A 9,783-nucleotide genomic window follows, 5' to 3' on the forward strand; every position below is an offset into this window, starting at 1 on the left:
TGCGACATTGCCAGTCTTACTCTCGATGACGGATGCGTGATTCGTCGCGCGACTTGCGCGCCCGAGTTCACGTCTTCGCTCACGCCCAAGCAAAGCGAAATCAGGAGTTCATGCGACCCGCCATCAAGCGGCACGCGCACCCGTTCATCACCACATTTGAGACTCGCGCCGTCGAGCACCGCGCGCATGACGCCGCCCTCGTCAGCGGATTCGACGCGAATCTTGTATCGCGTCGAATGCATCGCCACTGTTGCTTCAAACCCCGGCCACGTGTCCGGAATACAAGGATCGACCACAAGAAATTCGCCCTCGCGACAAATCCCAAGAATGCCCTCGACACCCGCCCGGTACATCCATCCGGCGGACCCCGTGTACCAGGTCCAGCCACCGCGCCCGGCATGCGGCGCCACTGAATAGACATCGGCGGCAACGACATAGGGCTCAACCTTGTAGCGGCCGACTTCCATCGGTGTGCGCGCATGATTGACCGGATTAAGTAGTGAAAACAGCGCAGCGGCCTTGTTGCCCTCGCGCATTTTTGTGAACGCGAGGATCGCCCACATCGCCGCGTGGCTATACTGGCCGCCGTTTTCACGCAGCCCCGGCGGATAGCCCTTGATATAGCCTGGATCGTGCAACGTTTTATCGAACGGCGGCGTGAACAGCAAAGCCAGCCCGTCGGCGCGACGTATCAGGTGCTTTTCCAGCGACGTCATCGCCAGCGCCGCGCGCGCGGGATCTGCCGCGCCCGACAGCACAGCCCACGACTGTGCGATCGAATCTATTTGACACTCTTCACTGTCTTTCGAGCCAAGCCACGTGCCGTCGTCAAACGTCGCGCGGCGATACCATTCGCCGTCCCATGCCTCCCGCTCCAGCGCCTCGCGCAGCGAGGCCGCATGAGCACGCCAGCGTGCAGCGCGCGCAACAGAAGCCGCATCGCGCGATTCGCCCAGGGGGGCGAACAATTCGATCGTCCGCAATAGCAGCCAGCCGAGCCAAACGCTTTCTCCCTTGCCGTGCGCGCCGACGCGGTTCATGCCGTCGTTCCAGTCACCCGCGCCGATCAGAGGCAAGCCATGCTCGCCGGTCAGTTCAATACATTGATCCAGGCCGCGCGCGCAATGTTCGAACAGCGCCGCTGATTCATCTGCGACCATCGGCTGGAAGAACGCATCGTGCTCGCCAGGTCGCAGTGGCGGTCCATCGAGGAACGGCACGATCTCGTCGAGAATCGCGACGTCGCCCGCGCAGCCGATGTACGTTGCCGTCGCGAACGCGAGCCACACGCGGTCATCGGAAATCCGCGTGCGCACGCCTTGCCCCGACTGGGGCAACCACCAGTGCTGGAAATCGCCTTCGACGAACTGCCGCGCCGCAGTGCGCAGCAAATGCCGCCGAGTCTCGTCCGGCTGCGCATGTGTCAACGCCATGCCGTCCTGCAACTGATCACGGAACCCATACGCGCCGCTCGCCTGATAGAACGCCGAGCGTGCCCAGACGCGGCACGCGAGCGTCTGATACAGCAGCCAGCCGTTTAGCATCAGATCCATCGCGCGGTCAGGGGTTTTAACCTGGACGGTGCCGAGCACGTTCAGCCACTGGGTCGTCACCTCGGCGAGGACGGCGTCGAGATCGGCCTTGCGATAGCGCTCGATCAACGCCCGCGCCTCTTCGACGGACGCGCATTGCCCCACGAACGACACGACTTCGACAATCTCGCCCACGCCCAGCTCAATCACGCCCTGCAACGCTGCGCATGGATCGAGCCCCGCGCCGGTTGCGCCAGACAGCGGCGCGTTGCCGGTCAGGGCGGCGGGTGCCGCAGTCCGGCCGCTGCGGCCGAGAAATTCGGTGCGATCCGCCGTCCACGCGGTCTGCTGGCCGCCGAGGTCGGCGAACGCGACGCGCCCCGCGAACCCCATGCTCCACGGATTGCGCGCCAGCATCGCGCCGGTAGCGGAGTCGATTTCCGTCACGATGAAGGGTCCCGATGCGCCGCGCGATGTGCCAAGCACCCATTCCATCCACGTCGTCACGGACAGACGGCGCGGCATACCGGATAGATTGCGCAACGTCAGCCGGGAAATCTTCAGCGGGTCGGCGAGCGGCACGTATTGCAGCAAGTCGAGCGCGATGCCATTCGCCTCGTGTTCGAAGCGGCTGTAGCCATACCCGTGACGCACGACATACGTCCCGCCGTCGCGGATCGGCGACGCGGTGGCGCCCCACACATCGCCAGTGACTTCGTCGCGCACATAGATGGCTTCGCCGGCTGGGTCTTCGACCGGATCGTTCGACCACGGCGTGAGTTGATTCTCGCGGCTGTTTTCGGCCCACGTGTAGCCGCTGCCTTCCGCCGCGACCTGAAACCCGAAGCCGGAGTTTGCGATCACGTTGATCCACGGCGCGGGCGTGGTCGCACCCGCCACGAGAACGCTCACGTATTCCCGCCCGTCTTTATCGAAACCGCCCAGACCGTTGAAAAACTCGAGCCTCGACGGAACCGAAGAAAGCGCGCCCGGCGGATGAGGCGTCGCGGACCATGGCGACGACATCGGCTGCTTCTGCCGCCGCGGCGCCGACGGCTGGCCTTGCGACTGCGGCAAGCGCGCGAGCTGGTCGGCGATCGAACCGCGGCGCGCGATCAACGCGACACGCGCGACCGATTGCAGCAGCGCACGCGCCTCCACGCTCATCAAATCGGCGCGCAGCGTAAAGACCGCCCCTTGCGCGAGTTCTTCGCCGAAACGCGGCCGCAACTGGCTGCTGCGCACGGCTGTTTCAATCGCACCCTGCAACTCCTGGATATACGACGAAGCCCGTTCGTTGATGATGACGAGATCGACGTCCAGCCGCTTCATCCGCCAGTACTCGTGTGCCCTCAATAATTGCCGGACCTGAGCGATGTCCTCGACGTCATCGATACGCAGAAGCACGATCGGCAGGTCGCCGGAGATCGCGTGCGGCCAGAGTCCCGACTGCGCGCCAGCCCCGCGAACGATCGTGTCCGATGGCGCCCTGAAACGCGCATCGGCGTAAATGACGGGCGCGGCGAGGCGCTGAAAATCCGCCGCCTCTTCGGCTTCGACATCGAGATGGCGCAACTGCACCTGAGCCTGCGTCCAGGCTAGCGTTTTGGCGCGATCGAACGCGTTGCGGTCATGGTGTTTGTCGACCAGATCGAGCAACAGCGCTCGCGACTCGGCCACGACTGTCCAGAACGTCACGCGCGCGACCTTGCCCGGCGGCACCAGCACGCGATACCTGAGCGCAAAGACCGGATCGAGTACGGTCCCAGCGGTGTTGGTCAGCGGCTGATCGTCGAAGATCGCTGCCGCCGTGCCGGCGTTGCGCCCGCGCCCCAGAAAGCGCGCGCGATCCGATTCGTATTGCGGATCGACGACGATCCCGCCGTCGACAACTGCGAAATGCGCAGCCCACACCTGTTTTTCGTCGTGCGAACGCGGACGGCGCGTGGCCACCAGCGCGCCGAATTCCGCAAGGTGCTCGGTCTGGACAAACATCCGCGAGAAGGCCGGATGCGCGTTGTCGGCAGCGGGCGTCGCGAGCACGATTTCGGCATAGGACGTCAGTTCAATTTCGCGCACACGGCGTCCGTTGTTCGCCAACGACACGCGGCGCACTTCGCCGTCTGCTTCACCGGAAACCAGTACGTCCATCGTCGTTGTCAACGAGCCGTCGCGGCGGATGAATTCCGCATGGTCCTCGCCGAACACAACCTCTTCGTACTCGGCTTCGCTACCAGCCGGCTGTGCGCCCGCTGACCACACGTGGCCGCTCTGCATATCGCGCAGGAAGATGAAGGAGCCCCAGTCGTCCCGGGTTGCGTCTTCGCGCCAGCGCGTCACGGCCAGGTCGCGCCAACGGCTGTAGCCGGCGCCGGTCGCAGTCAACATGACCGCGTAGCGTCCATTCGACAGCAGGTGTGTCACCGGCGCAGCGCCGGCCACAGCCGACGCTGCGAGGCGCCGTACGGTCGGCGGCACGACGCCGGCGACAGCTGCTGACGTGTTCACTTCTTCGGCACGGGGATGCGCGATGGCGACATTGCGTGGCATGCGTTCCTGCAGCAACAGTTCGCTCGCCTGGATCATGGGTTCGCGATGGAAACGCGCACGCATCTGCGCGTCGAGCAAAGTGTTCGCGATCGACACGATCGTCATGCCCTGGTGATGCGCCATGAAATTGCGCACGATCGCGACGTCCTCGTTGTCCGGAAGCCGCGAGCGGGTGAAATCGAGTGCTTCGTAGAAACCATAGCGACCCAGCGCGCCAAGAGCGGCGAGTTGTGCGTAGTTCTCTCGCGCGGCTTGTGGGTCGACCATCGCTGCTAGCCCCGTTGCATATGGTGCGATCACGCGGTTCTCTGACAGCCCCCGCTTGAGGCCAAGACCGGGGACACCGAAATTCGAATACTGGTAGGTAAATTCGATGTCGCGCGCGTTGTACGCCGATTCCGAAATGCCCCACGGAATGCCGAGCGAACGCCCATACGAGGCTTGCCGTTCCACCACCAGACGACTCGTCTGTTCGAGCAGGCTGCCGACCGGCGCACGCATCACCAACGACGGCATCAGGTATTCGAACATCGACCCCGACCACGAGATCAGCGCCGAGCCGTTACCGACCGGCGTAGCCGCGCGACCGAGGCGAAACCAGTGGCGCGTCGTCACGTCGCCTTTCGCGATGGCGAACAGGCTCGCGAGGCGCGCTTCAGACGCCAGCAGGTCATAGCAGTTCAGGTCGAGGCTGTTGTCGGATTGCGAATAGCCGATCGATAGCAGCTTGCGTTCCGGATCCAGCAGGAACGCGAAGTCCATGTCGAGCGCCATCGCCCGCGACGTATCGGCGAGCGCCTTCAGGCGTGCCTGCAGAAGTTCCGGTGCCTCGGCGAACTGTTGCCGGTCGCGGGCATGTTCGACCACGCTTTTGCTCAACGCGTCGATCCAGAACATCAGGTCGGCAGAACTATCGTCGCCGCCGGCGGGCACGAGTTCACGCGTTGCCTTCGCGGCCTTTTCAGTCAGCCGCGTGAGCGATGGCGACAGCGCTTCGAGCGTCTGCGGGCCGTGCAACTGCTTGCTGATCTCTTCGAGGATCGCAACCAGCTGCCTGCCACGTTCACCGCCTGCGGCGGGCAGCGTGTCGATGGCTTCACGCGCGAGTTGCAGGTTATCCATCAATCCGGGTCGCGCAGCCGGCGCGAGCAATTCATGTGGCCATTCTTCGCACGCGTTGGCGAGGACGATCAGATGACCGGCCAGATTGCCGCTATCGACCGACGAAACATAAGCGGGTGCCAGCACCTGGAGATCGAGCGTCCCGTACCAGTTATAGAAATGTCCCTTGAAACGCGTGAGCTTGTGCATTGAAGCGAACGCCGCTTCGAGCCGTTCGACAGTTTCCGTCGTCCCCGCCCAGCCAAAATCCCGCGCAGCAATCGCCGACAGCAGATAGAGCCCAAGGTTGGTCGGAGAGGTGCGGTGTGCGACGACCGGCTTCGGATCTTCCTGGAAGTTGTCGGGCGGCAGCATATTCTCTGCCGGCGTAACGAAGGTCTCGAAGAAACGCCACGTGCGTCGCGCGATGAGGCGAAGGCTGCGCGCGTCCGGGTCCGCCATTGCGAAACGTCGCGCGACGGTCGGCGACCGGCTCGACCACAGCGCGAGCGCCGGCGCGGCGAGCCATAACAGCGCAAACGGCAGCACGAGCGGCCAGTGCGACGGTGCGAATGCGATCGCACCAGCCGGCAGCACGATGCCGAGCGCGACGCCGCCTGCCATCTGCCGATAAAAGCCGCGGAGGTCAAGACGAGGGCTGCCCTTCGACTGCGCAGCGGTGGTCCATTCGAGCAGCCGGCGATGCGTCACGAACAACCGTATCAGCGTCCGGACGATCGCATCGCCCATACGCCACGCCTGGTCAGCGAGGAACGCGGTCGACAGAACTGTTTGCAAGGCGGCGAGCCGCAAATCGGCGGCCAGCACGTCCAGATGATTGCGCAGATGGATGCCGCTGCGGCGCGGCATGATCGCGAACAGCGTCGGCAGGAAAGCGGGAATCGCGAGCGCGCCTAGCGCCAGCAGCGCGCCTGCAATCCCGGCGTGGATCGGCATCAGCCAGCATAGGCCGAGCGCGGCGACCATGAAGGGGGCGAGCAGCGAGCGGCGCAAATTGTCGAGCATCTTGAAGCGGCCGATCGACGGCATCGCGTGCCGGTCCCGGCCGCGATAGCCGACGATCCACGGCAGCAATTGCCAGTCGCCACGCGTCCAGCGATGCTGCCGCTTGCCGACCACGTCGTAACGCGACGGCACTTCCTCGACCACCTCGACATCCGACGCCAGTCCGGCGCGCGCAAAAATCCCTTCGAACAGATCGTGACTGAGCAGCGCGTTTTCCGGCACGCGTCCACGCAAAGCCGCTTCAAATGCATCGACGTCGTAAATGCCCTTGCCGGTATACGACCCTTCGCCGAACAGGTCCTGATAGACATCGGACACGGCCGCCGCGTACGGGTCCATCCCGCCGGGGCCGGAGAAGACGCGCTGATGCAGCGACCCTTCCTGGCCGACGGGCAGCGACGGCGTGACACGCGGCTGCAGAATCGCGTATCCGTTGACGACGCGTTGATCGGCGTCGCTAAATGTCGGCCGGTTCAGCGGATGCGCCATCTTGCCGATCAGCCGCAGCGCGGCGTCGCGTGGCAGACGCGTATCGGCGTCGAGTGTGATGACGTAGCGCACGTCGGGCGGCACCTGCGGTGCACGGCCGGCGATCGACATAAAGGTCGTATCCGTCGCACCGCGCAGCAGGCGGTTGAGTTCGTGCAGCTTGCCGCGCTTGCGTTCCCAGCCCATCCATTTGTTTTCGCTCGCGTTGAACACGCGTCGGCGGTGTAGCAGCAGGAAACGGCTGCCGCCGGGGCCTGGCTCGTAACGGTGGTTCAGTGCATCGATGGCGTCGGCGGCCACGGCGAGCAGATGTGCATCGCCGGGCAGCACTTCCTGATCCGCATCGAGCCCGTCCGCCAGCAACGCGAAGGACAGGTCGCCACCGGCTCCCGCGAGGTGATGCACCTCAAGACGTTCGACCTGTTCGCGCAGATCAGCTTCGCTCGTCAGAAGCGTCGGCACGGCAACCAGTGTGCGCAATGACGACGGCACGCCGACAGTCAGTTCGAGAGCCGGCAACGTGATTGCGCCGAAACTCCATGTCACCGCGCGATTGATGAGCGCGGTCGCAACCTCGGTGACGGGCAGGAATCCGCATACGGCAAACAGCGCGAGCACCCAAGCTTCGAGACCGCGCGGCGCCAGTGTCCACAGTGCCCACAACGCTAGCGCCAGTAACGTCAGGGCGAGCGTCAGGATCGTGCCGACGTAGCCGCCAATGCCGAGGCGGACGTTAAACCGCGTGATCCGCAAACGCACCGGCGGGCGGAATTCGATCGCTTGCTCCAGTGCTCGCCGACCCTCGGCGATCAGGTGATAGCCGGGCTCGCCGGCGCGTTCCGCATGTGCGCCATCGGCTGCTTCCAGCGCCGCCGCCTGCGCCGATTCCAGCGCTAGCCCGGCGACTTCGAGTTCGGTGAAGGACGAGCCGCGCGCCAGTTGCTCGATCGCGCTGCGATACAGATTGCGCGTCGGAAAATCCATCGTGGCAAAGCTGCTGTCCGCGCGCAACCGGGCGTCGACAAGACTTACGCTCTCGAACAGTTCCGTCCAGTCGATGTCGGAAATCAGCCGCATGCTGGTGATCACATTGCGCACGGTGACGTTCGACGAGCCCTGTCGCTGCTGCGCGTGTTGCACGACTTCATCGACGGAGGCGCCCTGAAGCTTGAGCCGCTCTTCTAGCCAACCCAGTGCTGGCGTGGTGCGCGGATCCTGGTCACGCAGCCGTTTTACGAGTTGCGCGGCGAACAGTTCCGACAACAGGCCTGAGGAACGCGTGGAAATATCCGCTTCGAGCGCCGAACGGGCGCTGCCCGATTCGAGCAGACGGTCGGTGAGTGCGTCGGCGTCGGCGCGTGCGCTGCGGCCTGCAGTAATCTGGTCAGTCAGGCGTCGCAGGTTCTCGATCAGCACGATGCGCAAGGTGATCGCCACGGCCCACAATTCGCCGATTGTCAGCGGCTGAACCCGTTGATACGCGCTGATGAAACGCCGCAGGATCTGCGGGTCGAAGTGACTGTCGGTATGCGCAACGAACGCCCACGCGAGACCGAATACGCGCGGATACCCGGCGAACGGGCCTGCGGCAAGCTTGGGCAACTGACGGTAGTAGCCGGGCGGCAAGTCGTCGCGAATCTCGCGGATCTGCTCCTCGACGAGGTGATAGTTGTCGAGCAGCCATTCCGCGGCGGGCACCACGCCCCGGCCGCTCTCCAGTTCTTCGGCGCTCGCGCGGTAGGCTGCGAGCAGGACCGCGGCGTTATCGTTCAGTCTCGTGTGCAGCGATAAAACGGCAGGCGGTGTCTTCGTGACCGGTTGCGCGGCAGCAAGGCTCTCCGCGTGTTGCTCGAGCCGTTCGACGCCGAACAGCTCTTCGCGCACCGGCGCGATGTCAGTCCACGGCGGCGACGGCGAGCGATGTCTCGCGACATATCGAAGGATCGTTTTCACAGGCGCACGTCCTGCAACGTCGGTGAATTCGGTAGGGTGGACTGGCCACGGTGGCGTGTCATGTTAGCAACGCGCACAGGGATCGAAATCGTCGTTTCGCCGGATAGTTCATCGAGTTGGGACATGATCGGATCTTCCATCGGGGAGGCCCCGCTACACGTGTCGCGTGGATGCAAGCCTCCGGGGTACGGCTTGATTCACGGGTGCGGGTGGACGCGCGAGGAGCCGTCAGGACGAAAAAGCAGGTATGCAGCTTCTGCGGGCATAGTCGGCGACGACGCGCCCACGCGCAAACTGGTAGTTACGGTTTAGCGGCGCACTAAAGCGTCAGGTGAGCTCCGGCCAGACCGGTGCGGCAATCAATGACGCACAGGAGCACCTGCACACCCCTGCCGACGCAGTTTCCGGCTGAACACACGGAATGCGTAGCGCAGAAGGGACACGGATCCGCGCCCCAGGTGCCTGTTATTTCTTTTTGGCCGCTGTGCTGCCTGCGGCAGTCTTCGGCGCAATCGCTGGGGACACGCCCACCGCAGGAGGGATCACCTTTTTGGGTTGTTTGGGCTTTTTAACTTCGCGATTACCGCGCATCGTGCTCTTCGCCAATATGTTTCTCCAGATTTGCCCGTCGCGAAAGCGACGGCCATGTCGCCCAGTGTGAGCGCATCTGGTGACCCTGTCGCGATTTTTATTTTTTTAGTGCTGTGATCACGTGTTCCGGACGAGGCCCGCCAACTCAACGGCGGCGAATATGGCGTATCCTGTCGTCGCAACATCTCCTGTTCACGACGGATGCAGCTTGATTGCCAGATTCTTTGCATTCCAGAATATTTCCCTCCCCCATCCGCGGCACTGTTCAATTGCCGACATGACCTTCAGCTGTCCCAGGCTCAGCTGTACGGTCTGTCGCCACGCAGGCCCATGCGCGCGGAAGATGTCCGCGACTTCGGGCACGGCGGTGCGCCGTCGTTCAGCCGTTGCTGTGCAGCTTCTCCAGCGGACTGATCACTTCGCGCAGCACGTCGGTGGCGACATGGGCGTAGAGCGCAGTGGTCTCCAGCTTCTTGTGCCCGAGCAGGACCTGGATCACGCGGATATCGACCTTCTGTTCGAGCAGGTGGGTGCCGAAGCT

General features: G+C 64.0%; 4 protein-coding genes. All 4 read right to left on the reverse strand.

What is annotated here, in order from left to right; all coding sequences use genetic code 11:
• Positions 1-8,651: GH36-type glycosyl hydrolase domain-containing protein (locus tag P0D89_RS48470; protein ID WP_408379057.1), on the reverse strand; the 8,651-nt coding region annotated here is incomplete at its 3' end.
• Complete coding sequence (locus tag P0D89_RS48475) at positions 8,648-8,776, reverse strand: hypothetical protein (RefSeq protein WP_408379059.1); 129 nt, start codon at positions 8,774-8,776, stop codon at positions 8,648-8,650. The genes P0D89_RS48475 and P0D89_RS48470, both read right to left, overlap by 4 nt.
• 340 nt (positions 8,777-9,116) lie before the next feature.
• Positions 9,117-9,257, reverse strand: a complete 141-nt coding sequence (locus tag P0D89_RS48480; protein ID WP_408369570.1) for a hypothetical protein — start codon at positions 9,255-9,257, stop codon at positions 9,117-9,119.
• 364 nt (positions 9,258-9,621) lie between these two features.
• On the reverse strand, positions 9,622-9,783 hold a 162-nt coding region (locus tag P0D89_RS48485), incomplete at its 5' end, for a tyrosine-type recombinase/integrase (RefSeq protein ID WP_408379062.1).

The organism is Paraburkholderia sp. RL18-085-BIA-A, from assembly GCF_046027075.1.
In the GTDB taxonomy this organism is placed as follows: domain Bacteria; phylum Pseudomonadota; class Gammaproteobacteria; order Burkholderiales; family Burkholderiaceae; genus Paraburkholderia.

Bases quoted from the DNA above. Each gene is read 5' to 3' on its own strand.
- P0D89_RS48475 (WP_408379059.1), bottom strand. From the start codon at position 8,776: ATGTCCCAACTCGATGAACTATCCGGCGAAACGACGATTTCGATCCCT.